The sequence below is a fragment of the uncultured Sphingomonas sp. genome (genome assembly GCF_913777625.1).
Classification (GTDB): domain Bacteria; phylum Pseudomonadota; class Alphaproteobacteria; order Sphingomonadales; family Sphingomonadaceae; genus Sphingomonas.
The window spans coordinates 49,123-75,781 of the sequence record NZ_CAJYTI010000006.1 but is presented as its reverse complement, the minus strand read 5'-3'; the positions used below and the strand labels follow the sequence as shown (position 1 = coordinate 75,781).

Annotated in this window: 26 protein-coding genes and 1 tRNA gene; 10 read left to right on the top strand and 17 right to left on the bottom strand. The window is 67.0% G+C overall.

Annotation, left to right across the window (positions count from 1 at the left end):
* Nucleotides 1-79 precede the first annotated feature (79 nt).
* Nucleotides 80-826 (top strand): hypothetical protein, encoded by a 747-nt coding sequence (locus QZ814_RS03230; RefSeq protein ID WP_294329653.1) that lies wholly within the window; start codon nt 80-82, stop codon nt 824-826.
* A gap of 12 nt (nt 827-838) precedes the next feature.
* On the opposite strand, the gene QZ814_RS03225 is transcribed toward QZ814_RS03230, so the two are convergent.
* Complete coding sequence (locus QZ814_RS03225) at nt 839-2,053, bottom strand: Xaa-Pro peptidase family protein (RefSeq protein ID WP_294329695.1); 1,215 nt, start codon at nt 2,051-2,053, stop codon at nt 839-841.
* Between the two features lie 142 nt (nt 2,054-2,195).
* Here QZ814_RS03225 and QZ814_RS03220 point away from each other — a divergent pair, with 142 nt between their 5' ends.
* Nucleotides 2,196-3,821, top strand: a complete 1,626-nt coding sequence (locus QZ814_RS03220; protein WP_294329652.1) for a hypothetical protein — start codon at nt 2,196-2,198, stop codon at nt 3,819-3,821.
* A gap of 66 nt (nt 3,822-3,887) precedes the next feature.
* Nucleotides 3,888-5,210 (top strand): dicarboxylate/amino acid:cation symporter, encoded by a 1,323-nt coding sequence (locus QZ814_RS03215; RefSeq protein WP_294329651.1) that lies wholly within the window; start codon nt 3,888-3,890, stop codon nt 5,208-5,210.
* 18 nt (nt 5,211-5,228) lie between these two features.
* Here QZ814_RS03215 and QZ814_RS03210 read toward each other — a convergent pair whose 3' ends face one another.
* The 5 genes from QZ814_RS03210 to recA all read right to left on the bottom strand — a co-directional run bounded on the left by QZ814_RS03210 (nt 5,229) and on the right by recA (nt 10,180).
* Nucleotides 5,229-5,855 (bottom strand): glutathione S-transferase, encoded by a 627-nt coding sequence (locus QZ814_RS03210; RefSeq protein WP_294329650.1) that lies wholly within the window; start codon nt 5,853-5,855, stop codon nt 5,229-5,231.
* Nucleotides 5,856-5,954: 99 nt separating this feature from the next.
* Nucleotides 5,955-8,042: a catalase gene (locus QZ814_RS03205; protein WP_294329649.1), complete on the bottom strand. Its 2,088-nt coding sequence runs from the start codon at nt 8,040-8,042 to the stop codon at nt 5,955-5,957.
* A 42-nt stretch (nt 8,043-8,084) separates the two neighbouring features.
* Nucleotides 8,085-8,480, bottom strand: a complete 396-nt coding sequence (locus QZ814_RS03200) for a hypothetical protein (protein ID WP_294329648.1) — start codon at nt 8,478-8,480, stop codon at nt 8,085-8,087.
* Nucleotides 8,477-9,106 (bottom strand): hypothetical protein, encoded by a 630-nt coding sequence (locus tag QZ814_RS03195; protein WP_294329647.1) that lies wholly within the window; start codon nt 9,104-9,106, stop codon nt 8,477-8,479. Before QZ814_RS03195 ends, QZ814_RS03200 begins: the two co-directional genes overlap by 4 nt.
* A gap of 3 nt (nt 9,107-9,109) precedes the next feature.
* Nucleotides 9,110-10,180, bottom strand: coding sequence for a recombinase RecA (gene recA, locus QZ814_RS03190; protein ID WP_064312673.1), 1,071 nt, complete (start codon nt 10,178-10,180; stop codon nt 9,110-9,112).
* A gap of 137 nt (nt 10,181-10,317) precedes the next feature.
* Here recA and QZ814_RS03185 point away from each other — a divergent pair, with 137 nt between their 5' ends.
* Nucleotides 10,318-11,037, top strand: a complete 720-nt coding sequence (locus QZ814_RS03185) for an MOSC N-terminal beta barrel domain-containing protein (protein ID WP_294329646.1) — start codon at nt 10,318-10,320, stop codon at nt 11,035-11,037.
* 146 nt (nt 11,038-11,183) lie between these two features.
* Here QZ814_RS03185 and QZ814_RS03180 read toward each other — a convergent pair whose 3' ends face one another.
* Genes QZ814_RS03180 through QZ814_RS03165 form a run of 4 tightly spaced genes read right to left on the bottom strand, consistent with a single transcriptional unit; the run spans nt 11,184 to nt 16,040 of the window.
* Complete coding sequence (locus QZ814_RS03180) at nt 11,184-13,229, bottom strand: S9 family peptidase (protein ID WP_294329645.1); 2,046 nt, start codon at nt 13,227-13,229, stop codon at nt 11,184-11,186.
* A gap of 51 nt (nt 13,230-13,280) precedes the next feature.
* Complete coding sequence (locus QZ814_RS03175; RefSeq protein WP_294329644.1) at nt 13,281-13,748, bottom strand: DUF2497 domain-containing protein; 468 nt, start codon at nt 13,746-13,748, stop codon at nt 13,281-13,283.
* A gap of 37 nt (nt 13,749-13,785) precedes the next feature.
* On the bottom strand, nt 13,786-15,339 hold the full coding sequence (locus tag QZ814_RS03170; protein ID WP_294329643.1) for a TolC family outer membrane protein: 1,554 nt from the start codon (nt 15,337-15,339) through the stop codon (nt 13,786-13,788).
* A gap of 17 nt (nt 15,340-15,356) precedes the next feature.
* A complete protein-coding gene (locus QZ814_RS03165) occupies nt 15,357-16,040 on the bottom strand; it encodes a protein-L-isoaspartate O-methyltransferase (protein WP_294329642.1) in 684 nt (227 codons plus the stop codon).
* Between the two features lie 164 nt (nt 16,041-16,204).
* Here QZ814_RS03165 and QZ814_RS03160 point away from each other — a divergent pair.
* Nucleotides 16,205-16,278, top strand: a tRNA-Cys gene (locus tag QZ814_RS03160).
* Nucleotides 16,279-16,454: 176 nt separating this feature from the next.
* On the opposite strand, the gene QZ814_RS03155 is transcribed toward QZ814_RS03160, so the two are convergent.
* Both QZ814_RS03155 and QZ814_RS03150 read right to left on the bottom strand, forming a co-directional pair.
* Nucleotides 16,455-17,093 (bottom strand): PEPxxWA-CTERM sorting domain-containing protein, encoded by a 639-nt coding sequence (locus tag QZ814_RS03155; RefSeq protein WP_294329641.1) that lies wholly within the window; start codon nt 17,091-17,093, stop codon nt 16,455-16,457.
* A 367-nt stretch (nt 17,094-17,460) separates the two neighbouring features.
* Nucleotides 17,461-17,871, bottom strand: a complete 411-nt coding sequence (locus QZ814_RS03150; RefSeq protein WP_294329640.1) for a glycine zipper 2TM domain-containing protein — start codon at nt 17,869-17,871, stop codon at nt 17,461-17,463.
* A 175-nt stretch (nt 17,872-18,046) separates the two neighbouring features.
* On the opposite strand from QZ814_RS03150, the gene QZ814_RS03145 reads away from it, so the two are divergent.
* From QZ814_RS03145 to QZ814_RS03130, 4 genes are all read left to right on the top strand, one after another.
* Nucleotides 18,047-18,265: a hypothetical protein gene (locus tag QZ814_RS03145; protein WP_294329639.1), complete on the top strand. Its 219-nt coding sequence runs from the start codon at nt 18,047-18,049 to the stop codon at nt 18,263-18,265.
* Nucleotides 18,266-18,268: 3 nt separating this feature from the next.
* The gene (locus QZ814_RS03140; protein ID WP_294329638.1) at nt 18,269-18,559 is read left to right on the top strand and encodes a hypothetical protein; all 291 of its coding nucleotides are present in this window, start codon (nt 18,269-18,271) and stop codon (nt 18,557-18,559) included.
* 42 nt (nt 18,560-18,601) lie between these two features.
* Nucleotides 18,602-20,032 carry a cysteine--tRNA ligase gene (cysS, locus tag QZ814_RS03135; RefSeq protein WP_294329637.1) on the top strand — a complete coding sequence of 477 codons (1,431 nt, stop codon included), beginning with the start codon at nt 18,602-18,604 and terminating at the stop codon, nt 20,030-20,032.
* Nucleotides 20,033-20,248: 216 nt separating this feature from the next.
* Nucleotides 20,249-20,680, top strand: a complete 432-nt coding sequence (locus QZ814_RS03130; protein ID WP_294329636.1) for a TM2 domain-containing protein — start codon at nt 20,249-20,251, stop codon at nt 20,678-20,680.
* Here QZ814_RS03130 and QZ814_RS03125 read toward each other — a convergent pair whose 3' ends face one another.
* Genes QZ814_RS03125 through QZ814_RS03115 form a run of 3 tightly spaced genes read right to left on the bottom strand, consistent with a single transcriptional unit; the run spans nt 20,681 to nt 23,687 of the window.
* Nucleotides 20,681-21,922 carry an adenosylmethionine--8-amino-7-oxononanoate transaminase gene (locus tag QZ814_RS03125; RefSeq protein WP_294329635.1) on the bottom strand — a complete coding sequence of 414 codons (1,242 nt, stop codon included), beginning with the start codon at nt 21,920-21,922 and terminating at the stop codon, nt 20,681-20,683. It lies immediately after the preceding gene.
* Nucleotides 21,922-22,548, bottom strand: coding sequence for a dethiobiotin synthase (gene bioD, locus QZ814_RS03120; RefSeq protein WP_294329634.1), 627 nt, complete (start codon nt 22,546-22,548; stop codon nt 21,922-21,924). Before bioD ends, QZ814_RS03125 begins: the two co-directional genes overlap by 1 nt.
* Nucleotides 22,545-23,687, bottom strand: coding sequence for an 8-amino-7-oxononanoate synthase (locus QZ814_RS03115; protein WP_294329633.1), 1,143 nt, complete (start codon nt 23,685-23,687; stop codon nt 22,545-22,547). Before QZ814_RS03115 ends, bioD begins: the two co-directional genes overlap by 4 nt.
* A gap of 333 nt (nt 23,688-24,020) precedes the next feature.
* Between QZ814_RS03115 and QZ814_RS03110 the strand changes: the two genes are divergently transcribed.
* Nucleotides 24,021-25,391: a class II 3-deoxy-7-phosphoheptulonate synthase gene (locus QZ814_RS03110; RefSeq protein ID WP_294329694.1), complete on the top strand. Its 1,371-nt coding sequence runs from the start codon at nt 24,021-24,023 to the stop codon at nt 25,389-25,391.
* 18 nt (nt 25,392-25,409) lie between these two features.
* On the opposite strand, the gene QZ814_RS03105 is transcribed toward QZ814_RS03110, so the two are convergent.
* Both QZ814_RS03105 and QZ814_RS03100 read right to left on the bottom strand, forming a co-directional pair.
* Nucleotides 25,410-25,916: a PilZ domain-containing protein gene (locus tag QZ814_RS03105; RefSeq protein ID WP_294329632.1), complete on the bottom strand. Its 507-nt coding sequence runs from the start codon at nt 25,914-25,916 to the stop codon at nt 25,410-25,412.
* 271 nt (nt 25,917-26,187) lie between these two features.
* Nucleotides 26,188-26,619, bottom strand: a complete 432-nt coding sequence (locus QZ814_RS03100; protein WP_294329631.1) for a DUF488 domain-containing protein — start codon at nt 26,617-26,619, stop codon at nt 26,188-26,190.
* Nucleotides 26,620-26,659: the final 40 nt, after the last annotated feature.

The following is a 26,659-nucleotide window of genomic DNA, read 5'->3' as shown; positions in this document are numbered from 1 at the left end:
GCTCAAGCGAAACACGTCGATCACCGCTATCGTTCCGTTCTCGCATCGATTATCGCTGGCCGCCATGCAGGGAAACGGCATGGCACCGACGATCGCGGAGCGGTTCGCACCGTATCACCGCTGGGATCGCAGCTTCTTTCTGACCGCCGCGCTGGTCATCTGGGCCGTGCTCGTCGCCGGCTTCGGCTATGACCTGGTGACGCGCGCGCGGCTCGGCACGCTCGACTTCCCGTGGATCGTGCATGTCCATGCGCTGGTCTATACCGGCTGGATCGTGCTGCTGGCGACGCAGGTCGTGCTGGTGCGCACGCGGCGGCTGGCGCTGCATCGCCGGCTCGGCCGGCTGGGTGCGCTGCTCCTCCCGGCGATGATCGTGCTGGGGCCCGCCACCGCGATCGTCGTGCGCGTAACGTCGCCGCATCCGGTCTGGCAGGAACTCGCCTTCATGGGGACGCAGTTCGCCAATGTGCTCGGTGCCGGCGTGGTCCTGACCGCCGGGCTGCTCACCGTGAAGCACCCGTCGTCGCACAAGCGGCTGATGATCATGGGCACGATCGGCCTGACCGAACCGGGCTTCGGCCGGCTCCTCTACCCGACGCTCTACGCCTGGTTTGGCGAGGGCTATATTCCCTATTATCTGGAAACCTATACGGGCACGTTGCTGCTCATGCTCGCCGCAGGTGGCTACGACCTCGTCACCCGCCGCCGCGTTCACCCCGCCTGGGCGCTCTCGGCCCTATGGATCGTCGCCAACCAGTGTCTCGGCACCTGGCTGTTCTACCAGCCCTGGTGGCTGCGCTGGATGACGGCGCTGACGGGGCACTAGGCCCCGCCCCGCTCACCCCATCGGCTGCTCGATCGACGCGGGCGGGGTGGAGAACCATTTCGGCCCGGCCTCGGTCATGTGGAAGCAATCCTCAAGTCGCACGCCGAAGCTGCCCGGAATGTAGATGCCGGGTTCGTTCGAGAAGCACATGCCGGGCGCCAGCGGCGTCTTCTCGCCGCGCACGAGGTTGACCGGCTCGTGCCCGTCGAGCCCGATACCATGGCCGGTGCGATGCGAGAGGCCCGGCAGCTTGTAGTCCGGCCCATAGCCGAGCGCGGCATAATAGCCGCGCACCGCATCGTCGACGCTCCCTGCCGGCGCACCGAGCCTGGCCGCGGCGAACGCGACTTGCTGCCCCTTGGCGACCTGCTCCCAAACCTTGCGCTGCTGCGCGCTGGCGGTACCGTGCACAAAGGTGCGCGACACGTCGGATTGATAGCCCATGACGTTGCAGCCGCAGTCCATCAGCACGATCGCACCGTCGCTGACCGGCGAGGGCGTCTTGGTGCCATGCGGATAGGCCGCGCCCTCGCCCACCAGCACCATGCTGAACTCGGGGTCGCCGCCCAGCTTGCGGGTCGCCGCATCCATCAGCGCGGACACGTCGCGCTGCCGCATGCCCGTCTCGACGCGCTCATAAACAAAGCGATAGGCGGCAATGGTGATATCGGTTGCGAGCTGCATCAACGCCAGCTCTGCCGCACTCTTGATCATCCGGCAGCCGCGCACCACCGGGTTAGCGGAAGTGACGCGCAGCCCGTTCTTCTGCAGCCCGTCTACCGCGAAATAGCGTACCGTCTCCTCGATACCGACCGGCAGCCGGGCCAGCTTGCGGTCCTTCAGGAACCCGGCGACGATCGTGAGCGGGTCCTCGTCCTCCTGCCACACGCGGACCTCGGCGGGGATTGCCAACGTCTCGCGAGTGCGCGGCTCCTCGAAGAAGGGCGTGACGATGCAGGGCTCGCCTTCCACCGGCAGGATCGCGGCGGTCAGCCGCTCGCTGCGGCCCCAGCGGATGCCGGTGAAATAGACGAGGCTCGCGCCCGGCTCGATCAACACCGCGCCGATGCCGTTCGCCCGCATCAGCGCCTGCGCCTTGGCGAGCCGCGCACGGCGCTCCTCTGGGCCGATCGGGCGGGCACTGCCGGTCATGTCCTGCAGCTCGGCGAGGTCGGGCTGGGCCGCGCGGACGATGCCCGGCATTCCCAGCAACGGCAGCGCCGCCATCGATCCCAACAAGCTACGGCGAGTCGTTGCCAGATCCGTCACCCTGCGCCCCTCGTCTTTTACCATCAGCCCGGATCGGGTAGGATGAAGCAGGGGCAGACGGCAAGGGGCACGCGTCCGCCGAGACAGGGGAACTTCCAGCATGCGCGTTCTAGCCATTGCGCCGGCATTGCTATTGCTCGGTGCAGCGCTGCCACCGGCGGCGAGTGTCGCGACCCTCGCGTTCAGCCCGCATTGGTGTGGGGACGCGGTGCAGACCGGCGAACGACCGACGATCCTGCCCGGCTATGGCCAGGGCGGCTTCCAGGTCCGCACCGGCAGCCCCGAGGCACAGGCCTTTTTCAGCAACGGCATGCAGCTGGCACATGCCTTCGCGCACAAGGCTGCGGTACGTGCGATGCAGGAATCGCGACGGCTGGATCCGAATTGCGCGATGTGCAGCTGGGGCGAGGCCTATGCCGCAGGGCCGACCATCAACTACCCGATCGACGATGCCGAGCGGAAGCGGCTGGCCGACGTGACCGCCAATGCCGAGCGGCTCGCCGCCGGCGGACCGGAAAAGGAACGCCGCCTGATCGCGGCGATGAAGCTGCGCTATGCCGGTGACGTCAAGCAGGGCAACAAGGGCTTTGCCGAGGCGATGGATGCGCTCGCCCGCGCGTACCCGGACGACGACTCGATCGCGGTGGTCGCCTCGGACGCGCTGCTGATCGCGTCCGACACCAAGCCCGATCAGATGGCGCGGCCGGTGGCGCTGCTGGAGACGGTGCTCCAGCGCAACCCGGACTATGCCCCCGCCATCCACTTCTACATCCACGCGACCGAGATTGCCGGCTACCCCAAGCGGGCCGAGCCCTATGCCGATCGGCTGGCCGGCATCGCACCCGCCGCCAGCCACCTCGTCCACATGCCCTCGCACACCTATTACTGGGTCGGCCGCTACGAGGACGCGGCGGCAGCGAATCTGCAGGCGGTGGAGCTCGGCTTCGCCAATGCCCGGCGGCTGAAGCTGCCGGAGCCGGACGGAGTATGGACGCTCGCCTATCACGGCCACAACGTCCAGTTCGGCATCGGCGGCGCGCTGATGGCAGGCGATGCGGAACGCGGCCTCGCCATTGCCCGGCCGCTGGTGGCGATGGGGGGCCGTGCGCCCAAGCTCGACGCGTTCCAGCAGGTAGTGCTCGGCCAGGGCTATATCGCCATCGCGCGCTTCGCGCCGCTCGCAGAGACGCTGGCGATCCCCGCGCCGCCCAAGGGTGCAGAGGGCGCACAAGCGCTCTGGCACTATGCCCGCGGCGAAGCCTATGCCCGCGCCGGCGACCGGGCCGGACTCGTGGCGGAAGCGCGCGCGATGCCGGGCAAGATCAAGGGCAACCCGCTGGAAGGCAGCACCAACGCCGAAATCAAGCTCGCCCGGCTGGTGCTCGAAGGGCGGACCGCAATGCTTGATAATCGGCCCGATCGCGCCGCCAAGGCCTTTGCCCGTGCCGCCGCGATCGAAGAGGCCAAGCCGCTCGCCGAATGGACCGATCCGCCGCTCTGGTGGTATCCGGTCCGGCGGGACCTTGCCGCCGCGCTGCTGGCGCTGGGCGAGACCAAGGAAGCGCTTGCCGAGATCGACGCGTCGCTGCGCCATCGGCCCCTGGATCCGGTGGCACTCGCCACGCGCAGCCAGATCCAGGCGAAGGTCGGCAATGCGAGCGCGGCCAGAAGCGACCGCGCGGTCGCTTTGGCGCGCTGGCATGGGACTGCCGTCACGCTCGGTTAATCCCGCGGGCTTGACCCGGGCCCAACAATCCCCTTCCCTCCCGCGACGATTCTTCGGGGAGCAAAAGTGGGTAAACGACTAACCTGGTTCATCCTGGCAGCGCTGCTGCTGGGCGGACTGATCGGCTGGGGCCTCAACCTCGGCTATGGCGGCACTGCGGCCGGCAAGGCGACGCTGGACCGTATCGCCTACGGCCTCGACATCCCCACCCAGATGTTCCTCCATCTGATCAAGATGATCATCGCGCCGCTGGTGGTCTCCACCCTTGTCGTAGGCATTGCCCATATGGGCGGCGGCGGCGCGATCGGGCGCGTCGGACTGAAGGCGTTCTTCTGGTTCGTCTGTGCGAGCCTGGTGTCGCTCACCCTCGGCCTGCTGCTGGTCAACCTGCTCCAGCCGGGCACCGGGCTGCACCTGCCGCTGCCGCCCGCGACGGCGTCGAGCGGGGTCGACCGCTCGGCCTTCGATGCCGCCAAATTCTTCACCCATATCGTGCCGACCAGCGCGATCGACGCGATGGCCAGCAACGACATCCTCCAACTGGTGATCTTCTCGCTGTTCTTCGGCGTCGGCATGGCCGCGGTGGGCGACAAGGCCAAGCCGCTGCTGCGCGGGCTCGAAGCGCTCGTATCGGTGATGCTGACGGTCACCGGCTATGTGATGCTGTTCGCCCCCGTCGCGGTGTTCTGCGCCGTCGCCCGCACGCTGGCGACCAAGGGCCTGGGCGTGGTCGGCGACCTCGCCTTCTTCATGGGCAGCTTCTATATCGGACTCGCCGCGCTGTGGGCGGTGCTGCTCGGCGCCTGCTTCCTGGTGATCGGGCCGCGCACCGGCCTCTTGTTCCGCTATCTGCGCGATCCGATCCTGCTCGGCTTCTCGACCGCCTCGTCCGAGGCCGCCTATCCGCGCACGCTCGACGCGCTCGACCGGTTCGGCGTGCCGCCGCGGATCGCCAGCTTCGTACTGCCGCTCGGCTACTCGTTCAACCTCGACGGCTCGATGATGTACATGACCTTCGCGTCGATCTTCATCGCCCAGGCCTATGGCATCCATCTCGACTGGGCGACGATGATCCAGATGCTGCTGATCCTGATGGTCACCAGCAAGGGCATCGCCGGCGTGCCGCGCGCCAGCCTGGTGGTGATCACCGGCACGCTGGCGCACTTCAACATCCCCGAGGCCGGCGTCCTGCTGATCCTCGCGGTGGACCATTTCCTCGACATGGGCCGCACCGCGACCAACGTGGTCGGCAATGCCGTCGCCGCTGCGGTAGTCGCGCGCTGGGAAGGCAAGCTCGACGCGCCGGACGAAGCGGAGCCGAACGTGCGGCCGCTCCCTGCCGGGGGGCCGCACGATGCGGAACGCTTCGACGACTATAGCGAGCGCTGACCCCCTCGCCCGCCGCCTTCACGCATAGGCATAGGGCCCGCCCGCCTTCAGCGCCCGCTGATAGGCCGGGCGGGCATGGATCTTTTCCAGAAAGGCGGCGACGTGCGGGCGGCCTTCGAGCAACCCCGCCCGCTTCACCGCCGCTTCGAGCGGAAAGCTCATCATTACATCGGCCGCGGTGAAGCCGTCCCCGGCGAACCAGGGGCGGGTTGCCAGTTCGCCCTCGACATAGTCGAAATGGACCTCGGCCATCGGCCGGAACTTCTTGAGGCCCATCTTGCCGAACAGCGGCACGCGGGCGAGCACCAGCATCACCAGCAGCGGCGGCATCAGCGAGCCCTCGGCGTAATGGAGAAAATGGCGGTAACGCAGCGCATCGTCGCGGTTCGCCGGGGCGCCGAGCTTGCCCTCCGCCTTGTCGACCAGATATTGCAGGATCGCACCGGTCTCGGCGACCACCGTGCCATTGTCCTCGATCACCGGCGACTTGCCCAGGGGGTGGACTTGGCGGAGTTCAGGCGGCGCGAGCATCGTCGTCTTGTTCCGCTCGTAGCGCTTCACGTCATAGGGAAGCCCCAGTTCCTCGAGCAGCCACAGCACCCGCTGCGAGCGCGAATTTTCGAGATGGTGGACGATGATGGTCAAGGGAGCCCCTCCAATACCGCACGGCGTTCGCCGTCGCTTGCATGAAGCTGCAGCTTGCGCGACGTCGCAGCGTCGCGCAAGCCGAGCCGTGCAGGTTGGTCAGGCGAGCGTGCGCACCTTGGGCTCGCGTTCCCAGTAGCGCCGCTTGGCGGCCTCAACGAAACCGGCGAGGTCGGTGACGCCCTCGTCGGCTTCGACGCCGGCCTTGTCGAGCAGGGGCTGTGCCGCGGCATTGGCGCCGATCGCCTTGAGATGGCCGAACGCGTCCATCACCCACTGCACCGCCGCACCTTCCTTGACGAGCTTTGTCGCGGCTTCGTCCGACAGGATCACCGCGCAAGCGTCCACCGTCACCGACGGCTGGCCGAACAGCTGGGCGTCGGCGGCAATCTTCGATCCATCCGACAGCGGCACCCCGCCGACCTTGGGGGCGATCGTCATCGGAGTGCCGCCGGCCCCCTTGATCGCCTCCTTGAGCGTCGCGAGTTCGCCTGCATCGGTGCCGCCGGCAATGAGGATGCCGACGGTCCGCCCCTCGAGGCTGTGCAGTTCGCGGGGGCCGCGGATGATGCGGAGCGCCGGAGATGGAGCCATGTCGAGCACCGGCGCGGCCGTCTTTGCCGCTTCGGGAAGATCCATCGCAAGCCCGTCGGCCACGCGCTGGGCAAGCGTCTCGTCGACGTTGCGCAGGTTGGCGAGCATCTGCGTGCGGATATGTTCGAGGCTCACCTTCGACAGCTCGAACACCAGCGCCGAGGCGATATGGGCCTGCTCGGCCGGGTCCATCGAGCGGAAGAACAGCCGCGCCTGGCTATAATGATCGGCGAAGCTCTCCGCGCGGATGCGGAGCTTCTGGCCCTGCTCCTCTGCCGGATAGGTCTTGTAGCCCTTTTCCGGATCCTCGCGCGCACCGCCCTCTTCGCCCGCCTTGGCGAGGCTGTTGGGCTCGTAATTGGCGCGGCCCTTCGGCACCGCCATCTGCATGTGACCGTCGCGCTGCTGGTTCAGGAACGGGCAGCCCGCCGCCGCGGCGCGACCCTTGGCGGCGTTGATCGGCAGTTGGTGGAAGTTGACCGAGCCCAGCCGCGACAGCTGCGTGTCGGTATAGCTGAACAGCCGACCCTGAAGCAGCGGATCGTTGCTGAAGCCGATGCCGGGGACGACATGGCTCGGCACGAACGCCGCCTGCTCGGTCTCGGCGAAGAAATTGTCGGGATAGCGATCGAGCACCATTCGGCCGACGATGCGCACCGGCAGCACTTCCTCCGGGATCAGCTTGGTGGCGTCGAGCACGTCATAGGGCTGCGCGTTGGCGAAGTCCTCGTCGAACAGCTGCACGCCCAGTTCCCATTCCGGATAGTCGCCGCGCTGGATCCGCTCGAACAGGTCGCGGCGCTGGAAATCGGGATCGGCGCCGGCGATCTTCACCGTCTCGTCCCAGATCGTCGAGGCGAGCCCCGCCTTGGGTTTCCAGTGGAACTTGACGAAGGTGCTCTGGCCTTCGGCGTTGATGAAGCGGAACGTATGGATGCCGAAGCCTTCCATCGTCGCGAAGCTGCGCGGCAGCGTGCGGTCGGACATCGCCCACATCACCATGTGCGTCGATTCGGGCATCAGGCTGATGAAGTCCCAGAAGGTATCATGCGCCGTCGCCGCCTGGGGATAACCGCGATCGGCCTCCATCTTGGCGGCGTGGATCAGGTCCGGGAACTTGATCGCGTCCTGGATGAAGAACACGGGGATGTTGTTGCCGACGAGGTCCCAATTGCCCTCGCGGGTGTAGAATTTCACCGCAAAGCCGCGCACGTCGCGCGGCGTGTCGACCGATCCCGCACCACCCGCAACGGTGGAGAAGCGGACGAACACCTCGGTGCGCTGGCCCTTCTTCTGGAACAGGTCGGCGACGGTGATGTCGGCGAGGCTGTCGGTGCATTCGAAATAGCCATGCGCGGCCGAGCCGCGGGCATGGACGATGCGCTCGGGAATGCGCTCGTGATCGAAATGGTTCATCTTCTCGCGGAAAATCTCGTCCTCGATCAGCACCGGGCCGCGCGCGCCCGCCTTCAGCTGGTTCTGGTTGTCGCTGATCGGCGTGCCGTGGTTGGTAGTGAGCACCGGGTGCTCGGCATCGGTCACCTGATGGGTTTCGCCCCCGGCGGGGGCGTTGCGGCTGTTCTGATCGGTCATGGGAAATCCTCGCAAGCGTGCGAAGGTCCAACGACCCGTAGATCAGGCAGTTGCGCCCGGTTGGTGATCTATATCGATTTCTGTCGCTCGGGCGGCGGCCATCGCAGCCGCAATCAGGGCGGAGACCGCCGGCTGATCCTCGGCGCGCACCGCGCCAAGACACACATAGCGACCGCGCCGCCCCGCACCCCGCAACAGTCCCCTGGGGTCCGCCAGCCTTGCGCCCTCCGAGAAATGCAAAAAGAGATTGGGCGGATCCGCGACCAGCCGCATCACGACCGGGCCATTCTCCAAGCGATAGGCGAAGCGTGGCTCATGCGCGGGTTCCTGTCGCTCCTTCAGGTCCGCTGCGCAGGACAGCAACTGTTGCCGTGCCATCTTCAGGCGCGCTGCCAAGTCCACCGCGGGGATGGAGCAAGCGGGGGGTATGGCCGTCATCGAACACCGCCTTGGCCGGACACCCGCCGTACCGCAATCGGGCTGAGATAGGGTTCCAGCGATGTGTGGCAGAAGCCGCCGATCATGATGAAGGAATTCGGATCGGCCTGGCGAGGTGTCGCGGGTGCTTCGTTCTCGCGCACGCAGCTGTCGATCGTGCCGATCACCACCCGCCAGGCTGCCCTGTGCACGAACACACGGCGCCCACGATAGAGGAGAATCGAGCGTGGACGCTCCCTGTCGCCTGCGTCTTTGAGCGCGTTGGCCAGCGCCGCACGATCAGCATAGAGACGTGCGCCCGAAACGATCCCCACCATCCAAACGCAGCGCCCGCGCCAAGCCTCGGGATCAGCCAGGACTGTCTCCAACCGGGTGCGGGTGGCACCCGCCGGCGTACAGGCTGGACGAACGCTGCCAGCTGTCGTCCCAGGGGTGCCAACCGCGATCAGCGCCAGGCTTGCCAAGATCATCATGCCCTTCTGAACGCATTCGACGGACGGGTCAAAGCCACGCCCGCCGCCGGGGCTGCGCCTCGCCTCTCCCGTTCCGCGGCATCGCTGCTCTTTCCAGCAAAAAGGCTCGGCGTTTCCACGCCGAGCCTCCTCGTTGCCGGTGGCCGATCGCACCGATCAGATATCGTCGTCGGGCTCCGGGCCGGCCATCAGACCCTCGGCGACCTGCTCGGTGCGGCCGCGGATCGCGGCTTCCAGCCGGTTGCAGACCTCCGGGTTCTCGCGCAGGAAGTTCTTCGAATTCTCGCGGCCTTGGCCGATGCGGATGCTGTCATAGCTGAACCAGGCACCCGACTTCTCGACGAGCCCGGCCTTGACGCCGAGATCGAGGATCTCGCCGATCTTCGAGATGCCCTCGCCGTACATGATGTCGAATTCAACCTGCTTGAACGGCGGCGCGACCTTGTTCTTCACCACCTTGACGCGGGTCGCGTTGCCGATGATTTCGTCGCGATCCTTGATCTGGCCGGTGCGGCGGATGTCGAGGCGCACCGAGGCGTAGAACTTCAGCGCGTTGCCGCCCGTCGTCGTCTCCGGATTGCCGTACATCACGCCGATCTTCATGCGCAGCTGGTTGATGAAGATCACCATGCAGCGCGAGCGGCTGATCGAGCCGGTCAGCTTGCGCAGGCTCTGTGACATCAGGCGCGCCTGGAGGCCGACATGGCTGTCGCCCATCTCGCCCTCGATTTCGGCGCGCGGCACCAGGGCGGCGACCGAGTCGACCACCAGCACGTCGATCGCGTTGGAGCGGACCAGCGTGTCGGTGATCTCGAGTGCCTGCTCGCCGGTATCGGGCTGCGAGACGATCAGCTCGTCGATGTTGACGCCGAGCTTCTTGGCGTAGACCGGATCGAGCGCGTGCTCGGCGTCGACGAACGCGGCCACGCCGCCATTCTTCTGCGCCTCGGCGATCACGTGCAGCGCCAGCGTCGTCTTGCCCGAGCTTTCCGGACCATAGACTTCGATCACGCGGCCGCGCGGCAGGCCGCCGACGCCGAGCGCGATGTCGAGCCCGAGCGAACCGGTGGAAATCGCCTCGACCTGCATCGTCTCCTTCGAGCCCAGCCGCATGGCCGAGCCCTTGCCGAAGGCGCGGTCGATCTGCGCGAGGGCGGCGTCGAGCGCCTTCTGCTTGTCCGTGGGATTGGCCATATTGCCGTCGATCACCTTGAGAGATGCTGCCATTGGGAAGCCCCGTCGCTAGAGGGTTTACGCACCGCGTTCAACTGTTGGCACCCATGTATCGCATTTGTTCCCGCAGAACAAGAGTGGAACATGTCGGAACATTTGCGCCCGCGCGCGTGGCTGGGTAGCGGTACGCAATGCCCATGATCGTCGGCCATGTCGCCGCCCTTGCCCGCTTTCCGGTGAAGTCCATGGCCGGCGAGGCGTTGTCGGTCGCCGAGATGGACTGGCAAGGCATCGAGGGCGACCGCCAATACGCCTTCGTGCGCGCCGCAAACGGAACGCGCTTTCCGTGGCTTACTGCGCGCGAGGTGCCGGGCATGGTGCTCCACCGCGCGCGCTTCGCCGATCCGAGCGCGCCCAAGACCAGTACCATCGCGGTCGAGGCACCCGATGGCGGCGTCCGAGCGCTGCACGACTCCGGCCTGCACGCGCATCTGGCGGAGGCGGCACGCGAACCAGTGTCGCTGATCCAGGTGGCCCGCGGCGTCTACGACTCGATGCCCGTCTCACTCCAGACCAGCGCCGGGCATCGCGCGCTGGAGACCGCGCATGGCGGCCGGATCGACCCGCGCCGCTTCCGCATCAACGTGACGATCGAAAGCGAGCTGCTGCCCGAGCAGTGGCAGGGCCTGCGCCTCGCCTTCGGTGATCCCAGCGAGGACGGCGCGATCGTGCAGTGCGCCGACCCGATCCAGCGCTGCGTGCTGGTCACGATCGATCCGGATACCGGCGCCAAGGACCTGACGATCCTGCGCACCGTCGCCCAGCGCTTCGGCGCCTGCTACGGACTCTATTCGGCACCGGCGCGGCCGGGGCTGATCCGCATCGGCGATCCGGTTCGGGTAGTGGTGTAACCTCTGAAATCGTCATCCCGGCGGAAGCCGGGATCCAGACGCCACGTCGCCACGGCAAGCACCGCGTCGGCAACCCCAATGGATTCCGGCTTTCGCCGGAATGACGCAAGAAGGGGAAGGCGACCGGCGCCCTCCCCCTCCCCAACCTACTTCCCCGCCTTGCCGGTCCACTGGTCCATCCAGCCGAGCACCTCGCCATACCATTGCAGCGAGTTCTTCGGCTTGAGCACCCAGTGGTTCTCGTCCGGGAAGACGAGCAGCTTCGACGGAATTTCGCGCCGCTGGAGCGCGGTGAAAGCCGCCAGCCCCTGGGTATAGGGAATGCGGAAATCCTTCTCGCTGGTGATCACTAGCTGCGGCGTCTTCCAGGCGGCGACGTGGTTGACCGGGTTCCAGCGCTCGAACGCGGCAGGATCCTCGAAATAGGCCTTGCCGCCATGCTCCCATTCGTCGAACCACAGCTCCTCGGTCTCATAGGCCATGGCGCGGGCGTCGAACACGCCGTCATGCTGGACGATGCACTTGAAGCGATCCGGCCACTGGCCCTCGATCCAGTTCATCATATAGCCGCCATAGGAGGCGCCCAGCGCACAGGCCTCGGTTCCGTCCAGGAAATCAAAGCGATCCGTGGCAGCCTTGAGACCCTTTTTGAGGTCTTCCAGCGGCCAGCCGCCCCAATTGTTGCGGATCGCATCGGTGAAGGCCTGGCCGTAGCCGGTCGAGCCGTGGAAATCGACCGCGACCACTGCATAGCCGGCGCCGGCGAAAACCGCCGGGTTCCACCGATACGACCAGCTATTGCCCATGCTGCCCTGCGGCCCGCCATGGACGATGAAGGCGATCGGCGCCTTGGCACCCGCCGCCAGCCCGGCCGGCTTGGCGACATAGCCCCAGACGAGGTCACCATTGGCGCCGTTGAAGCTGTAGCGCGTCACCTCGGGCATCGAAATGCCCGCCAGCTTCTCCGCGTTCACCGCCGTGAGCCGCGTGCTCTTCTTGCCCTTGAGCCAGTAGAAATCGTCCGGCGCGGTGAGGCTGTTCATCGCATAGACGAGGCCGCCCTTGGTCGGCACCACTGCGGAGACGCTGCCCTGCTGGGTCAGCCGTTCGACCTTGCCGTCGAGCGAGACGGAGAAGACCGGCTCCTCCTGCACGTCGCCCGCAGTGACGTAGATCGTCTTCGAGTCCGGCCCCCAGGCGATCGAGGCGACCGAGCGGTCCCACTTCTCCGTCAGCGCGCGAACCTCGCCGGTGGCGAGGTTGCGGAGCATCAGCACCTGGCGATCGGCCTCATAGCCCGGCCGTGCCATCGCGAACCAGGCGAGCCACTTCCCGTCCGGCGAGGGGGTCGGCAGATTGTCCATGCCGCGATTGGCCTTGGTGAGGTTCACCGGGGCGGACGAGCCGTCCGCGGGCGCGGCGAAGATGTCGAGATTGGTCGAGAGCGACTCGATCCGCCCCGCCTCGCGCAAGGCGAAATAGATGGTCTTGCCGTCCGCCGACCAGGCGACTTCCTCGCCGCCGCCCGAGGGCTTGGAGGGGGTATCGCCGATCAGCCCGCCTTCAATCGCGACGCCGTCGCCGGTCGCACCCTGCGGCCCGAAGGGCAGGACGAAGAGCTGCGAGCGGGTACCGTCCGCCCAGGTGTCCCAGTGGCGCACGAACAATTGGCTGTAGACGCGACCCGAGCCGGCGTTCGGATCCTTCTTCTCCATCGCCGGGGTGATGGTGGGGGCGCCGGGCTTGCGATCGGCCCAGACGAGCAGCTTCGAGCCGTCGGGCGAGACCTTGAAGCCGCTGAACCCGCCTTGGATATGGGTCAGCTGGGTCGGCGTGCCGCCGGTGATCGAGATCGACCACACCGCGTCCTCGCCGCCCTTGTCGGACTGGAACCATACGGTCTTGCCGTCGGCAGAGAATTGCGGCGCGGTTTCGTTGACCAGCGGCTCGGCAACCAGCTTTTCCGGCTTGGCGCCCTTGGCGGTGAGGTCGAGCCGCCACAGGTCGTAGCGGCCCTTGTTGGCGGCGAGATCGGTCTCGCGCTGCTGCCAGACGAGCCAGTGGCCGTCGGGCGACACCGCGGGCGCTCCGATGCGGGAGAGGCCGACAACGTCCTGGATGGTAAGGTCACGCGCCGAGGCCGGCGCAGCGATGGCGGCGAGCGCGACGCCCGCGACGAGGAACTGCTTCATGGCCCCACGATAGCCACAAGGGTTCGCCCGATACAATCGGGCGTTTGCGGTTCAGCGGCTGCCGGTAATCCGCGCGATCTCGCGCGCGACGATCTGCTCGACAAGTTGCGGCAGGTTCGCATCGAGCCAGTCGCGGAGCATCGGCTTGAGCATTTCGCGCACCAGCCCCTCCAGCGTATCTGCCCCCGGCACCGGCGGCTTCACCACCAGCCGCGACAAGGCTTCGAGCTTTTCGCGGCTCGCCTCGGCGACACGGTGCGAAAGAATCGGATCGACGGGCGCAGCGATCGGGGCCGGTGACGCATCGAGCGGCGGCGTCTCGACCGGCGGCACGATCGGCTCGCTCAACTCCAGCACGTCGTCACGCGCCACGTCGTCCGCCGCGAGCTCCGACTCGGGTTCGGGGACCGCACGCAGCGACCGGCTGCGCGCGAACGCGCCGGGTTCGTCATCGGCGATGATCCGTTTGATCGATGCGAGGATTTCCTCCATCGACGGCTCGCTGCTGGCAGTCCCCATCGCGTCCATCCTGGCGTTCGAGTACGAAAGCCCTCAATCAGGGATTCGGCCGGTCACTGTCAACCGGACGCTGGAGGACGGGATCGAGCGGCTGGCCGATCACTTCCGGTCCCTGCGGCGGCGTAGCACGGGTGCTGGTCGCAACCGGCTTCGGCGTCTTGTCGTCGCCCCAGTCGCTGATGCGGTTGCGCACGCGGACATAGTTGACGTTCGGATCGTACAGCAGCCGGCTGTCGAAGTTCAGGTCCTTGGCCTGCGCCCGTCCCATGGCGGAAAGCAGCGTGAAGCCGGCAACATAGGCGTCCCGCTCGGCAGTGACATACTGGACCTGCGAGTTGAGCAGTTCCTGCTCGGCATTCAGGATATCGAGGATGGTGCGGGTGCCGACGCTGTTCTCGGCCCGAACGCCCTCGAGGCTGAGCTGGTTGGCCTGTACCGCAGTGCGGGTCGATTCGATCACGCGCAGCGCCGCCTGGTAGCTGGCATAGGCCGAGCGCGCCTGCGCGATCACGCCGCGTTCGGTCAGCGTCACCTGCTCGATCGCCGCCCCTTCGCGCGCCTGCGCCTGGCGCACCTGCGCGGCCGGGCGTCCCGCCTGGAACAGCGGCATCGTCACCTGCACGCCGACCGTCGCGCTCTTGCCATTGGGGTTGAGCCCGGCGCGCTCGCCGATCGCCCCCACCGAGCCGAGATAATTATAGTAGGTACCGCTGACGCCGAGGCTCACCTGCGGCAGTCGCCCGGCCTGGGCGACCCGCGTGTCGTACCGGGTGGCATCGCGGGCCAGCTGGGCCGCTTCGAGGAAGGGATTGTTGGCCAGCGCGACCTGCTCGGCGGTCTGTACGTCCTCCGGCAGGTTCGGCAGCGGCGGCGGCGGCGCGAGCACGCCCGGGGCCGTACCAACCACGCGGATATACGTCTCGCGGCTGCCGATCAGCTGCGCCTCGGCGCTGCGCAGCTGCGACTGCGCGAGGGCGAGGCGCGCCTCGGACTGGGCGACGTCGGTACGGGTCAGGTCGCCGACCTGGAAGCGGTCCCGCGTCGCCTGGAGGTTCACCTCGAGGACGTGGACGTTTTCCTGGTTGAGCCGCACGATCGATTCGTCGCGGATGACATTGAGGTACGCGGTCACCGTCTGGGTGAAGATGTCCGCTTCGGTACCGCGCAGATTGGCGCGGCCGGCGGTCACCCGCACTTCGGCGGCGCGCACCGAATTGCGGATGCGGCCGCCGCTGTAGATCGGCTGCGACAGGTTGAGCCCGATCTGCGCCTGGCGCGACGGCGTCAGCGCGGTCGAGTCCGTGTTGTACAGACTGTCATTGGCACTGCCGGTGGCATTGAGGCCCGGCAAGCCCTGCGAGCGGGCGATCGGAACATTCTCGTCGTTCGCGCGCTGATTGGCGCGCTCCCCCTGCAGGTCGGGATTGGTCGCATAGGCCTGCGCCAGTGCATCCTGCAGCGTCGTGGTGGGCGCGGCGGTCTTGGCGCCGGGCGCAGGCACGTCTTGCCGGCCGCTCGGGGCGGTCTGGGCAAGCGCCGGCGCCTCGAGGGAAACGAGGCTCACACCAATGAGCAAAATGTTCAGTCGCATGAGCCCCGCTTTTAAGGTTAAAAGGTAAATTTTCTCGGTTTGTCGAAGCCCGGGAGCGTCGCGACCTCGACGTCGAGGAAGTCGACGAGACCAAAGCCCCCCTCGGTACGACGGCCCAGCGCAAGCCGGGTGACGCCGCGGTCGATCACGCCGGTCACCAGACGCCCGCCGACCTTGACCTGGTCGACGATGCCCTGCGGCAGTTCTTCGACGGCGCCGTCGATCACGACCAGATCATACGGGCCGCGCGCCGCCCAGCCCGCCTGCAGCGGCCCCTGGACGAGCTCGACGTTGCTGGTGCCGGCAAGCCCGCCACGCGCGATCGCGAGCAACGCGGCCTCTTCCTCCAGCGCGACGACGGAGGCGACCAGGCCCGAAAGCAGCGCTGCGGCATAGCCGCCGGCCGCGCCGATCAGCAGCACAAGGTCGCTCGGCTGCAGTTCCGCCTCCGTCAGCAGCCGGCCGGTGGCCAACGGCGAATTATGGTGGCGGCCATTGCCCAGCGGCAGCAGCGTGTCGCGATAGGCGAGCGCGCGCTGATCCGTGGGGAGGAACACTTCGCGCGGCACGTTCGACATCGCCGTGACCACACGGGGATCGTTCACCGCGTTGGTACGCAGCTGGCTCGCCACCATGGCGTGGCGCATCGCTTCGAAACGGGGCGCTTCGAGGGGCGCAGGGTCGACCATTAGGGCCATCATCACTCCGCTTGTCGCACAACCGTGTTAGTTGCGCAATACACTTGTTGCTGTCTCGAGGCTTCTATCGTGGAGATGGGGACTCGCCAAGCGAGCGCGGCGTTATTTTGAAACGCTGTTGACATTGCCCCCACCCCGAGGGCATTTGCCGCGCCTCACCTCCGGATGGCCCGATGGCGGAATGGTGACGCAGCGGACTGCAAATCCGTATATGCCGGTTCGATTCCGGCTCGGGCCTCCAACACCGCGCGACGTCGTACAGGCAGTCGCTCTCAGACATCCGACAGAAAATGTCCGCGCCTTGCGCCGACCAGACCGACGGGAGCGGCCGAATCGCCATCCTGCGCGGTTCGCCATGCACAAAAGCCGCCGACCTCCCGGCCAGCGGCTTCCATGGAGCGCCCTGCGCAGATCCTGTCAGGCGTAGGCCGTCTTTCCGCGCACGCGGTGCCGCCGCAGCGCGCCACCGGCCAGCGCAACGCCGCCGATCATCATCGCCCAGCTCGCCGGCTCGGGAACGCCACCAGCGCCAGGCGCGCTGATCGTGAAATTGTCGAAGCTGGCCCGATTGGAGGCGCCATAGGCCGTGAAGGTGAATTGCGTGGCCGTCAGGCCGCCCAGGTCGAGCGTCGAAAACGCCGCATTCGCAAAATCCACGCCGCTCTTGAATTCGCGCGTGAATGACGAGGTGCCGTTCAAACCCGTCACGACGACCTTGGATACTGCGTAGGACCCGTTAGCGTATCCCCCACCGAGATCGAAGGTGCCCAGCGAAAACGCAGCGCCATTCAGCGCCTGCATCGTGAACCCCGACGTGGACCCGCCATTGGTCCACGACATCAAGTGCATGGTGCCGTTGGTCGGCCAGAGGTGATTGTTGTTCACGCCGAAACCGTCCGCGGTCGAGGTGAAGACATATCCCGCATCCGTCACCGACGGGACGAAGTACGACGTCGACTGGTTGTTGAACGTGACGGTCGCCGCATCGGCAGGCGCGCTCATCGCAAGGAAACCAGCCGCAGCAAGTGCGCCGAACGCGAGAATGTTGCTCTTCACTTTGGAACCCTCTGTTTCTCAAGCCCTCCGCTTGATGCGATGCGTATCGCGACAAAATCCGGCGACGTCAAAAGCGTTTCTCTTAACAAACGTATCATTGTGGAACTACAGATACACGGCTTCACAATATAGAAAGTGAGCGCCACAGCATTTATTGTATTGGTTAACGCACATATCGAACGCAACATTAACGATGTTGAGCCAAATTTGGCTATCGGTTGGTAGGTCGACCTGATTAATCTTCAGGCGCGCGGAAACTTGCCATGGGCACTGGCCGATACGCGGCGGAGCGGCGTCGCTGAACTGCACGCAAAAAGGCGCCCGCTGCCCCGTGCAGCGGACGCCTTTTGTCAGCTATCGGCAATGCTTAGCGGCCGTTCCGGCAATCCCCGCCATCGACGGCGCGCCCGGCCAGCGCACCCGCGCCCGCACCGATGATCATGCCGGTGCCGCTGCGGCGATAGGAGCTGCCGCGGCCGATCTCGCCACCCAGCAGGCCACCGGCGATCGCACCCAGGATGGTGCCGGCGGTACCGTCGCTGCAGCGGCGCCGATAGTTGCGCTCGCGATAGTCATAGCGCGGACGATCGTCGCGATAGTCCCGATAGTCGCGGACCTCACGGTATTCCCGATAGTCGCGGTAGTTGCCGCGATCGTCCTGATAATAGCGGCTGTATCCGTCGCGATAGCCATAGTCCTGCGCGGCCGCCGGGGTCGCAGCAATCGAACCGGTCATCAGCGTGGCCGCCATGGTGGCGCCGATCAGAAACTTCTTCATGTCCTCGTCTCCTCGCGGGGCGCTTGTGCCGCCGTCTGGAAACTGATTCGCATAAAACGACTGTTCACATCCTGAATGCACTGGTTAGCTGACGTTCAGGGTCGTGCGAACACTGCATCGACCGGAACCATGACGCCCAGGAAACGTTATCGGGCGGAATGGAGGAAATTGCCCGATGGTTGATTTCGGCATCCGCCGCGCACTGACCGGCTACCGCCTCGCCTATCGCCAGCACGAGACCAATGTCTGCCCCGGCTGCGGACAGTCGCACTGGATGGTCGGCCGCCTTACTGCCGAATGCGCGTTCTGCGGCACGGCGCTGCCGCTGCATCACGGCGCTGTCGGCGGTAGCGCACTGCACGCCCGCGCCGCCCGCCCGCCGCTCGCGGCCTGAGCCGTGACCAGCATCGCCTCTACCTCGCCTGTCGAGCGAATCGCCCGCGTGATCGCGGCGGAGATGCTCAGCCCCAATGCCGAAGGTGCGGGGGAGCTGGGGCGCCCGGTCAGCGAGATCGTCGACACGATCTGGCCGCGCGAGACCGATCGGGCACTGGCCGTGCTGCGGACACTCCGCGAGCCCACCGCGCGCATGATCGAGGCCGGCCGCGCCGCCGGAGACGACCCCGCGAACATCTGGAGCGCGATGGTCCATGCCGCGATCGCCGAGGCACCCGCGCTGGCCGACTAAGGCGACTTTGTCGCGGCCATTTTGTTCGCTATGCGCGGCGCCATGCACAATGCTCCGCTCACGCTCTACAATTCGCTGTCCCGTTCGCTCGAGCCGTTCCAGCCGCTCGACCCCGACAAGGGCGTGCGCGTCTATTCGTGCGGGCCGACGGTCTACAACTATGCCCATCTCGGCAATCTCCGCGCCTATGTGTTCACCGACACGCTGAGCCGGGTGCTGCGCTGGAAGGGCTATCCGCTCACCCACATCATCAACATCACCGATGTCGGCCACCTGACCTCGGACGCCGATGCCGGCGACGACAAGATGGAAGCGGCCGCGCGTGCCCAGGCGATGAGCATCTGGGACATCGCCGCGCATTATACCGCGGCGTTCAAGCAGAACATCCGCGACCTCAACATCACCGAGCCGAGCAAATGGTCGGTGGCGACCGATCACATCCAGCAGATGATCGCCTTCGCCGAAAAGATCGCGCCCGAGCATTGCTACGAGCTCGAGTCGGGCCTGTATTTCGACGTGTCGACCGTGCCCGACTATGGCCGCCTCGCCGGCGCTGCCGACGACGCGGCGGAAGGTCGGATCGATCCGGTCGACGGCAAGCGGCATCCACAGGATTTCGCGATCTGGCGCAAGTCGCCGCCGGGCGAACAGCGCCAGATGGAATGGGATTCGCCCTGGGGCAAGGGGGCGCCGGGCTGGCACCTCGAATGCTCGGTGATGAGCATCCAGTATCTCGGTGCGCCGTTCGACATCCACACCGGCGGCATCGACCATCGCGAGATCCACCACCCCAACGAGATCGCGCAGAACCAGGCCTATTGCGGCTGCGGCGACACCGGCGCGCATTTCTGGATGCACAATAATTTCCTGGTCGATCGCCAGGGGAAAATGTCCAAGTCCAAGGGCGGGTTCACCACGCTCCAGTCGCTGATCGACGCCGGCGTACACCCCCTCGCCTACCGCCTGCTGTGCATCCAGGCGCAATATCGCAGCGAACTGGAATTCTCGGCCGAGAACCTTGCGGCCGCGCTCACCCGGTTGAAGCGGCTGGTGATGACCGTCACCGCCCTCAAGGCGCGCGCCGAGGGCGAGGGCACGGCACCGCCCGCCTGGCTGGAGAAGCTCGACGCAGCGGTGTCGGACGATCTCAACACCCCCAAGGCACTCCCGGTGCTCGACGAGCTGCTGGCGGACAAACGCACCTCGCCGGCCGACCGGCTTGCGGCGCTCGCCGAGTTCGACAAAGTGCTCGGGCTGCGCCTATCCGACCTGACGCGCGAGGAATTGCGCGTCCAGCCCAAGGGCGCGGCGATCACGCCGGAGGCGATTTCCGACCTGCTCGTCGAGCGCAAGGAAGCGCGGGTGGTGAAGGACTTCCAGCGGTCCGACCGGATCCGCGACGACCTGCTGGCGGCGGGCGTCGAAGTGATGGACGGCGATCCGCTGGGCTGGGACTGGAAGCCGGCACTGTAGGCATACCCGTTTCCTCCCCCGCCAGGGGGAGGTGGCGCCGCAGGCGACGGAGGGGAGGAAGCACGACGGCCGAGAGGTTATGGCGTCCTCCCCCTCCGACCCGCTGGCGCGGGCCACCTCCCCCTGGCGGGGGAGGATATGGCTGGTTCGCAAATCGCCTCTTGCCATCCCGCGCCAACCTCCCCCACAAAAAGCGACGTTTTTTCGGGGGAAAGCATGCGCGGGCAGGTGTTGGGCGTTGATCGGACGAGCGGCGAAGGCCAGATTTCGGGCGAGGACGGCAGCCGCTATGTCTTCACCCAGGAAGACTGGAGCGACAGCCGCCACCCGGCGGTCGGCGTCAAGGTTGATTTCGACGTCGATGGCCGTCGCGCCCGCCGCATCTTCCGCCTGCTCGACGGCCAGCAGGTCGCGGCACCGGTGGGCGAGCCGCGCAACAAGATCCTCGCGGTGGTGCTGGCGCTGTTCTTCGGTTCACTCGGCATCCACCGATTCTATCTCGGCCGTACCGGATCGGGCGTCGTGATGCTGCTGCTCAGCCTCACCATCGTCGGGCTGCTGGTCACCGGCATCTGGGCGTTCGTCGATGCGGTGCGCTACCTGCTGATGAGCGATGCCGAATTCGCCTATCGCTATCCGCGGCGCTGATCACCCGCCGAGAAACGCCGGTACCAGCCCCCATACCCGGTCGAGCTGGTCGCGGGTGATGCTGTAGGGCGGCATCACATAGACCGTGTTGCCCAGCGGGCGGAGCAACACGCCGTGGTCGCGTGCGAACGCCATCAGGCGCGGGGCGATGGCGGAGAGATAGCCGTTCTCCGGCTGCTCGATCTCCAGCGCGGCGATGGTGCCCATGCGGCGGAAATTGGCGAGACCGGGCACGGCGGCCAGCCCGTCCAGCGCAGCCTGCTGCCAGGCGCCCAGCTGCGCGATCCGTTCGAGCACCGGCTCCTCGCGCCAGATGGCGAGGTTCTCGACCGCTGCCGCGCAGGCGATCGGGTTCGCCGTGTAACTGGAGGAGTGGAAGAACATCCGCGCGCGGTCCTCGGACCGGTGCGCGTCGAAGATCGGCGCCGTCGCCAGCGTCACCGCCAGCGGGATCGCACCGCCGGTGATGCCCTTCGACAGGCACAATAGGTCCGGCACCACGCCGGCCTGCTCGCAGGCGGTGAGCGTGCCCGTGCGGCCCCAGCCGGTCATCACCTCGTCGGCGATGAACAGCACGTGATGGCGGGCGCAGATCGCGGCCATTTCGGCCAGGATCCTGGGGGTATAGAAGAGCATGCCCCCTGCCCCCAGCACCAACGGCTCGACGATGAAGGCGGCCGCACCGGCACGGCATTCCGCCTCCAGCGAATCGAGCGCCGCCTGTTCGGCGCCCGCCGCGGGAAAGGGTATCGTGCCGACGTCGAACAGCAGCGGCTGATAGGGCCGATTGAACACCCCGCGCGCGCCGACCGACATGCCGCCGATCGTGTCGCCATGATAACTGTGCTCGAGCACGAGGATACGGCTCCTGTCCTCGCCGCGATTGTGCCAATAGCCCAGCGCCATCTTCAGCGCGACTTCGACCGCCGTCGAGCCACTGTCGCTGAAGAACACATGTTCGAGCGCGTCCGGCAGAATTGCGCGGAGGCCTGCGGCCAGCGTCTCGGCCGGCTCGTGGGTCCAGCCGGCGAAGATGATCTGGTCGAGCTTGCCCGCCTGGCGTGCGATGGCCGCCATGATACGCGGGTTGCAATGGCCATGGGTCGTCACCCACCAGGAGGAGATGGCGTCGATGAAGCTGCGGCCGTCGGCGGTGTGGATCAGCGCGTCCTTCGCATGGCGTACCAGCGGGATCGGCTCGCCCAGCCCGTGCTGGGTGAAGGGATGCCAGACCGACGACATCAGGCGAAGTCCGAGAGATCGAACGCTTGGGCGAATGCCTGGGCCAGCGCGTCCGGCGTCAACTCGGGCAGCAGCGGCAGACGCCCGAGCCGCTTGACCTTCCCGATCGCGGCAATGGTCGCCTCGCTGTCCTCGACCGCGTCCCCGACAAAGGCGATGCCGCGGATCGGCACGCCGCGCGAGCGCAGCGCCTCGATCGAGAGCAGGCTGTGGTTGATCGTGCCGAGCGACGTGCGCGCGACCAGCACCACCGGCTTGCCCCAGCGCGCGAACATGTCGGCATAGAGGATTTCGCGAGTCACCGGCACCAGCGCGCCGCCCGCGCCTTCGACGACGAGCGGGCCGTCGACCGCCGGCAGGGCGAGCCGATCGGGGTCGATGGTGACACCGTCGATCTCGGCCGCCAGGTGCGGCGAGCAGGGCGTGACCAGGCGATAGGCCTCGGGGAGGATATGGTCGGCCGGCAGGCCGGACAACGCTGCGGTGCGCTCGCTGTCGCTGCCGTCGTCGAGCCCGCTCTGGATCGGCTTCCAGTAGCGGGCGCCCAAAGCACCCGCGAGCGCGGCGGCGAACACGGTCTTGCCGATGCCGGTATCGGTACCGGTGACGATGAAGGTCTGGGTCATGCTGCGATGGTTTCGGTTGCGGGAAGAAGGGAAGCCAGCCGGTCCGCCAGGGCGGCGATCTCGGCGAGCGCGACGTTGTTGGTGATCGAGATGCGCAGGCGCGAGGTGCCGGCGGGCACGGTCGGCGGCCGGATGCCGCGAACATCGAAGCCGCTGTCCTGCAACGCGGTCGCCACGGCCATGGTGCGAACGTCGTCGCCGAGGATCAGCGGCAGGATCTGGCTCTCGCCCGCGGGCACGCCCAACGGTGCGAGCGCGATCCGCGCCGCCGCGACCCGATCGGCTAGCGCCGACCGCAGTGCATTGCCCTCCGCGATGATCCGCAGCGCGGCACGCACCACGGCGGCCATCAGCGGCGACGGCGCGGTGGAGAAGATGAAGGCACGCCCGCGATTGACGAGGAAATCCCGCACGATCGCCGGTCCGGTAACCAATGCCCCTTCGCAGCCGAGTGCCTTGCCGCAGGTGTGGAGCGTGATCAGGTTGGCGGGCGGCAGGCCATAGGCCAGCCCCTGCCCCTGCGGGCCGCAGACGCCGGTCGCATGCGCCTCGTCGACGAGCAGGATGGCGCCATCCGCCTCAGCCAGCGCCGAAAGCGCGGCGAGCGGGGCGACGTCGCCGTCCATGCTGTACAGGCTCTCGACCGCGATCCAGACGCGCCCGGCTCCGCCCCCGCGCCGCCAAGCGGCGATCGCTTCGGCAAAAGCGGCGACGTCGTTATGGGCCACCGGCTGCGCCTCGGCGCGCCCTAGCCGCATACCCTCATGCGCGCTGGCATGAACGAGTTCGTCGAACAGGACGAGATCGCCCCGCTGCGGCAGCGTACCGAGCAACGCCGCATTCGCCGCATAGCCGCTGGAGAAGTAGAGCGCCGACTCGCGTCCGAAAAAGGCCGCCGCCTCGGCTTCCAGTGCCTCGTGCTCCGGGTGATTGCCGCGCAGCAGCCGCGATCCGCCCGAGCCGATCGGCACGCCCCGTGCCAGCGCCGTCGCGACCGCCTCGCTCAACTGCGGCGAGGCGGCGAGGCCCAGATAATCGTTGGAGGCGAAGTCGGCGCCCTCGCGCGCAATCAGGCTACGCCCCCGCCCGCGCGCCGCGAGGTCGGCAAGGTCGCGGGCCTGTGCTTCGAATGCTTGCATCGCGCGGCGGCTACACCCGCACGCGCCGCTTCGCAATTCTGCACCGAATCGATTACCCTGATCGGGTAAAATTACACTTGCATGCCATTACCCCGTCCGGGTAAGGCACCATGCATGACGACATTAGCCGGTTCCAAAATCCGCCAGTATCGCGAGGAACGCACCCTCACCCGCGCTGCCTTCGGCGCCTGGTTCGATACGCCAGGCTCCACCGTGCAGGGCTGGGAGACCGACGGCAAGCGCGCCAATACCAAGGTGATGAACCAGATTGCGGCGATGGGAATCGCCGATCATGCGGACTGGCACGTCGCCGTCCGCGACGTGGAGAGTGCAATGGCAAGCTGGACCCCCGATAGCTGGACGCGCGCCGAAGCGCGCCAGATGCCGCAATATCCGGACAAGGGCGCGCTCGACGCGGCCACCCGGCAGCTGAGCAGCTATCCCCCGCTGGTGTTCGCGGGCGAGGCGCGCGGGCTCACCGCCGAACTGGGCAAGGTCGCGCGCGGCGAGGCCTTCCTGCTCCAGGGCGGCGACTGCGCCGAGAGCTTCGCCGAATTCCACCCCAACAACATCCGCGATACCTTCCGCGTGATCCTGCAGATGGCGGTCGTCCTCACCTTCGCCTCCAAGCTGCCGACGGTGAAGCTCGGCCGCATGGCCGGTCAGTTCGCCAAGCCGCGCTCGGCCGATACCGAGGTGATCGATGGCGTCGAGCTGCCCAGCTACCGCGGCGACAACGTCAACGACATCGCCTTCACCCCCGAGGCACGGATCCCCGATCCGCAGCGGATGGTGCAGGGCTACAGCCAGTCGGCGGCGACGCTCAATCTGCTGCGCGCCTTTGCAAATGGCGGCTATGCCAATTTGCACCAGGTCCATAAGTGGACGCTCGACTTCATGGGCAAGAGCCCCTGGTCGGCCAAGTTCGCCGATGTCGCGGACCGGATCGGCGAGGCGCTCGACTTTATGGAGGCGTGTGGGATCAACCCCGATACTGTGCCGCAGCTGAAGGGCACCGATTTCTACACCAGCCACGAAGCGCTGCTGCTCCCCTATGAGCAGGCGCTGACCCGGCAGGACAGCCTGACCGGCGACTGGTACGACACCTCGGCGCATTTCCTGTGGATCGGCGACCGCACGCGCTTCGAGGGCTCGGCGCATGTCGAGTTCCTGCGCGGCATCGGCAATCCGATCGGGATGAAGTGCGGGCCGAGCCTCGAGCCCGACGCGCTGCTGCGGCTGCTCGACACGCTCAATCCGGGCCGCGTGCCGGGGCGGATGACGCTGATCACCCGCTATGGCCATGACAGGATCGAGGCGGGTCTGCCCAAGCTGGTCCGCGCGGTGAAGCGCGAGGGCCATCCGGTGGTGTGGAGCTGCGATCCGATGCACGGCAACGTCGTCAAGGCGGCGAACGGCTACAAGACCCGGCCGTTCGACCGGATCCTCGCCGAGGTGCGCGGCTTCTTCGCCGTACACCGTGCCGAGGGTACCTTCGCCGGCGGCATCCATGCCGAGATGACCGGGCAGAATGTGACGGAGTGCACCGGCGGCGCGATCGCGATCACCGAGCAGGGCCTCGCCGATCGCTACCACACGCATTGCGACCCGCGCCTCAACGCGGGCCAGAGCCTCGAACTGGCGTTCCTGCTCGCCGAGATGCTCAACGACGAAATGGCGGAGCGCCGCAAGGCCGCCGCCTGACGCACCGGGGCGCGCTGCTCAGCGAAGCAGCGCCCCCGCCAGCGCCCACAACCCGTAGCCGAGCGCGAACACCAACATCCAGGCGATCACCGCGCTGCCGACGATGATCGCGAGGCGCGTGCGGACGGAGAATTTCTCCTCCGGCGCGCCCGCCCAGCCCTCAACCACCGGCGGCTGCGGCGTCGGCAACGGGGTCTTGGGAAAGACGATCGGCGTGGCGGCCGGACCGGAAACCGCCGTCTTGAGATCGGTGTCGCTCAGCGGCGCGGCGAATTCACAGCCATAGATGCCGGCCGCGCCCCACACCACCTTTGCCTCGCGCGTGCCGATCCCGGCGATGCCGAGGGCGATCGTGTCGCCCACCGCCAGCTTGGCGCCGGCGACGACGCGAAAGCCGCCATGCGAGAGATCCTCGATGGTGACGTCGACGGGCGCCCATGCCGAGTCGCGCAGCGTCGCTTCCAGTTCCACCGGATGCCGCTCCGCCCAGCGGGCGTCCTGATACAGCCGTGCTGCAATGCCCATGATGCGCTCCAGTGAAGTGCGTTGAAGCCCGTCTTGCACCAAAGGGAGTTGCGACCGGGTAAATGCCGGGCGTGCGCGTACGAATTTCACTTTTGTTCGCAAGGCCGAGACCGGCAGCGACAATTTCGCGGGCAAACGCAACGAAGCGACATGTCACTGCAACACGGAACGTGCACATCCCCCCTTGTCGACGCGTTTCGTTCCCCCTCGCGTCGACTCTCCCCGAACTAAACGGGGCAGCTCCACGGAGCTGCCCCGGCCTTTTTCCGGATCAGGCGAACAGGTCGACCACCTCGGCGCCCTCGCCCTCCGCCTCCAGCAACAAGGTTCGATGGCAATGGCAGGGATCGCGCTCATAGCAGAGCAGCGCACTCGGCTTTTCAGCGGCGAGGCTTCGCATCTGCGCGGCCTGAGCCTGCGCCTCCGGTAGTTCGAGCTGCACGTCATAGACGTCGCGCAGCGTCGCGACATCGCCCTTCTTCGCCGCATCGCGCCCGCGCTTCGGCGTGCCCAGCTGCTTCAGATGCACATAGTCGATCCCCGCTTCGGCGAGGCTGGCGGCAAGGCTTTTCTTCGAGAATCCCGGCCGACGGGAGTTTGGCAGCGCGCGCACGTCGATCACGCGCTGCACGCCGGCCTGGGTGAGCGCCGCGAGGAATTCGGCCATCGTCGTCGCTTCGTAGCCGATGGTGAAGATCCGCATCCGTTTGCCTCCGTCTGCCCTTGTCGGTCGCCCGTCGTAG

Coding starts and splice junctions, on each gene's coding strand:
- QZ814_RS03125 (WP_294329635.1), bottom strand. CDS start 21,922: ATGTCGTCGGTCTGGCATCCCTTCACCCAGCACGGGCTGGGCGAGCCG.
- QZ814_RS03105 (WP_294329632.1), bottom strand. CDS start 25,916: ATGGGCATTGCAGCACGGCTGTATCAGGACGCCCGCTGGGCGGAGCGG.
- QZ814_RS03230 (WP_294329653.1), top strand. CDS start 80: ATGGCACCGACGATCGCGGAGCGGTTCGCACCGTATCACCGCTGGGAT.
- cysS (WP_294329637.1), top strand. CDS start 18,602: ATGCACAATGCTCCGCTCACGCTCTACAATTCGCTGTCCCGTTCGCTC.
- QZ814_RS03100 (WP_294329631.1), bottom strand. CDS start 26,619: ATGCGGATCTTCACCATCGGCTACGAAGCGACGACGATGGCCGAATTC.
- QZ814_RS03110 (WP_294329694.1), top strand. CDS start 24,021: ATGGCAAGCTGGACCCCCGATAGCTGGACGCGCGCCGAAGCGCGCCAG.
- QZ814_RS03130 (WP_294329636.1), top strand. CDS start 20,249: ATGCGCGGGCAGGTGTTGGGCGTTGATCGGACGAGCGGCGAAGGCCAG.
- QZ814_RS03220 (WP_294329652.1), top strand. CDS start 2,196: ATGCGCGTTCTAGCCATTGCGCCGGCATTGCTATTGCTCGGTGCAGCG.
- bioD (WP_294329634.1), bottom strand. CDS start 22,548: ATGACCCAGACCTTCATCGTCACCGGTACCGATACCGGCATCGGCAAG.
- QZ814_RS03170 (WP_294329643.1), bottom strand. CDS start 15,339: ATGCGACTGAACATTTTGCTCATTGGTGTGAGCCTCGTTTCCCTCGAG.
- QZ814_RS03225 (WP_294329695.1), bottom strand. CDS start 2,053: ATGGCGGCGCTGCCGTTGCTGGGAATGCCGGGCATCGTCCGCGCGGCC.
- QZ814_RS03185 (WP_294329646.1), top strand. CDS start 10,318: ATGCCCATGATCGTCGGCCATGTCGCCGCCCTTGCCCGCTTTCCGGTG.
- QZ814_RS03165 (WP_294329642.1), bottom strand. CDS start 16,040: ATGATGGCCCTAATGGTCGACCCTGCGCCCCTCGAAGCGCCCCGTTTC.
- recA (WP_064312673.1), bottom strand. CDS start 10,180: ATGGCAGCATCTCTCAAGGTGATCGACGGCAATATGGCCAATCCCACG.
- QZ814_RS03175 (WP_294329644.1), bottom strand. CDS start 13,748: ATGGGGACTGCCAGCAGCGAGCCGTCGATGGAGGAAATCCTCGCATCG.
- QZ814_RS03205 (WP_294329649.1), bottom strand. CDS start 8,042: ATGACCGATCAGAACAGCCGCAACGCCCCCGCCGGGGGCGAAACCCAT.
- QZ814_RS03115 (WP_294329633.1), bottom strand. CDS start 23,687: ATGCAAGCATTCGAAGCACAGGCCCGCGACCTTGCCGACCTCGCGGCG.
- QZ814_RS03200 (WP_294329648.1), bottom strand. CDS start 8,480: ATGACGGCCATACCCCCCGCTTGCTCCATCCCCGCGGTGGACTTGGCA.
- QZ814_RS03150 (WP_294329640.1), bottom strand. CDS start 17,871: ATGAAGAAGTTTCTGATCGGCGCCACCATGGCGGCCACGCTGATGACC.
- QZ814_RS03180 (WP_294329645.1), bottom strand. CDS start 13,229: ATGAAGCAGTTCCTCGTCGCGGGCGTCGCGCTCGCCGCCATCGCTGCG.
- QZ814_RS03145 (WP_294329639.1), top strand. CDS start 18,047: ATGGTTGATTTCGGCATCCGCCGCGCACTGACCGGCTACCGCCTCGCC.